The sequence below is a fragment of the Pontimicrobium sp. MEBiC01747 genome (genome assembly GCF_053601635.1).
In genome coordinates this window covers 1-1,785 of the sequence record NZ_JBSHNS010000509.1, presented here as the reverse complement: position 1 = coordinate 1,785, position 1,785 = coordinate 1, and the positions used below count along the sequence as shown (strand labels likewise).

4 protein-coding genes are annotated in these 1,785 nt (G+C 31.7%); all 4 read right to left on the bottom strand.

What is annotated here, in order from left to right:
• Positions 1 to 551: DUF3078 domain-containing protein (locus ACVC2P_RS16590; RefSeq protein ID WP_452599572.1), on the bottom strand; the 551-nt coding region annotated here is incomplete at its 3' end.
• Between the two features lie 103 nt (positions 552 to 654).
• Entirely contained in the window at positions 655 to 1,161 is a 507-nt protein-coding gene (locus tag ACVC2P_RS16585) for a DUF2480 family protein (RefSeq protein ID WP_452599571.1), read from the bottom strand.
• 6 nt (positions 1,162 to 1,167) lie between these two features.
• Positions 1,168 to 1,497: a DUF59 domain-containing protein gene (locus tag ACVC2P_RS16580; RefSeq protein WP_452599570.1), complete on the bottom strand. Its 330-nt coding sequence runs from the start codon at positions 1,495 to 1,497 to the stop codon at positions 1,168 to 1,170.
• A 42-nt stretch (positions 1,498 to 1,539) separates the two neighbouring features.
• Positions 1,540 to 1,785, bottom strand: a 246-nt coding sequence (locus ACVC2P_RS16575; protein WP_452599569.1) for a SufE family protein, incomplete at its 5' end; no start/stop codon positions are given.

Genomic DNA, 1,785 nt, shown 5'->3' with positions numbered 1-1,785 from the left:
GCTGTAAACTCATCGTGTACAAATATCATTTTAGCCGTAGCTGGAGCAAAATTTACTTTTAAGTTATCGCTTTTTTTCCATAACATACCTGGACCAAATTGTAAAAATGCAGGAGAGAAAAAGTGTGTATTTTTAACACCCGTATCTGCATCGAAGCCAGAGTCCATTTGCGTTTTAAAGTTTAAAAATGCAGAATAAAACCAAAATTCGCTTGCTTTTTTACCCACTAAAGAATTAAACTCTAAACGATCGTCTGTTTTTTGTTTGTCTGCTCCTTTAATTTTAGTAATACCATAAGAAGCAATGATTTTATTATCCCAAAGCAGCCCATTGTTATTTACATAGTTAAAATCGTAGTTTAAACCTAAAGTCCCAGAAATGTTATTTATTCCACCAGCAGTCCAGTTTTCGAATGATGATTGATTAAATAAAAATGAGATGTTTCCGGTTCTTGTCCAACCTTCTTTAGGGGCATCTGCTGCAGCTTCATCTTGTGCATGTATTGAAAAAATTCCAATAAAAAATGCAGATAGTAAAAGTATTTTTTTCATGTTTAAAATATTAGATATTGCAAAAGTATGGTAAATAATAATGCTATAAATAAATAGGGAAAATAGAGTAAACGTGTAATCGATAAACTACTATTTTTTTCGATTACTTGTTTTTGTATAAAGGTACAGAAGAGCATGCCTCTCCATACATTATAGATTTAGCAACTGGTTTTAATTTAGAGGAAAGCATAATATAAGCGCTGTCTGGTACAGGTTTTTTAGAGCAACCTTTTACTATTACCGGTTTATCTTTAAAAGGAGAAACGTCTAAGTCGTTTATTATATTTTGGTATATAATGGTTTCTAAACTATCTAAGTTGCCTAATACAGTGAGTGTGGCAAAAGGCTCTAAATGAATTGTAATAAGCATATAAGCCCATGCGGGTACTATAGCATCACTACTACAGCTTAAAGCAATATATTGGTCTTTATGTTGAGCCCAATTATAGGTTTTTATTTGAGCTCTAAACTCTTTTTCTCTTAGAACAAGACCTTCATATAACCAATCTTTAATATCAAAAACTACACGTTTACCTTCAGGATAATAGTCCTCAAGATCTAAAGTCATTAACTTACTATTAGCTACTCTATTTATTATTTCTTCTGCCATAAGTGGTTATAACATTCCTAATTCTAATTTGGCTTCTTCGCTCATTAAATCTTGAGTCCATGGCGGATCGAATGTAATTTCTACTTCGGCATCTTTAACGTCTTTTAAAGACTTTACTTTTTCTTCAACTTCTAGAGGTAGGGTTTCTGCTACAGGGCAATTAGGAGTTGTTAAAGTCATTAAAACCTTAACATCGTAATCTTCGTTTACAAAAACATCGTAGATTAAACCTAATTCATATATGTCTACAGGAATCTCTGGGTCGTATATAGTTTTTAAAACGTTAACTATTTTTTCTCCTAATTCTGCAGTATCTATTGTTGTTATATCGCTCATGGCTAACCTATTTTAATTTCACATTTAGTGAAAAAACGCATTTTAATTTAATTGTGTTTGGTATGCAATAGCATACATTTTTAGCTGTTTTATCATACTCACTAAACCATTAGCACGAGTAGGAGATAAATGCTCTTTTAAGCCTATTTTGTCTATAAAATCGGTATTGGCTTCAATAATATCTTTAGGGTTTTGGTTAGAAAATGCTCTAATTAAAATAGCTATTATCCCTTTTGTAATTATGGCATCGCTATCTGCTGTAAATGCAACTTTATCGTCTTGTAACTC

Coding starts and splice junctions, on each gene's coding strand:
- ACVC2P_RS16580 (WP_452599570.1), bottom strand. CDS start 1,497: ATGAGCGATATAACAACAATAGATACTGCAGAATTAGGAGAAAAAATA.
- ACVC2P_RS16585 (WP_452599571.1), bottom strand. CDS start 1,161: ATGGCAGAAGAAATAATAAATAGAGTAGCTAATAGTAAGTTAATGACT.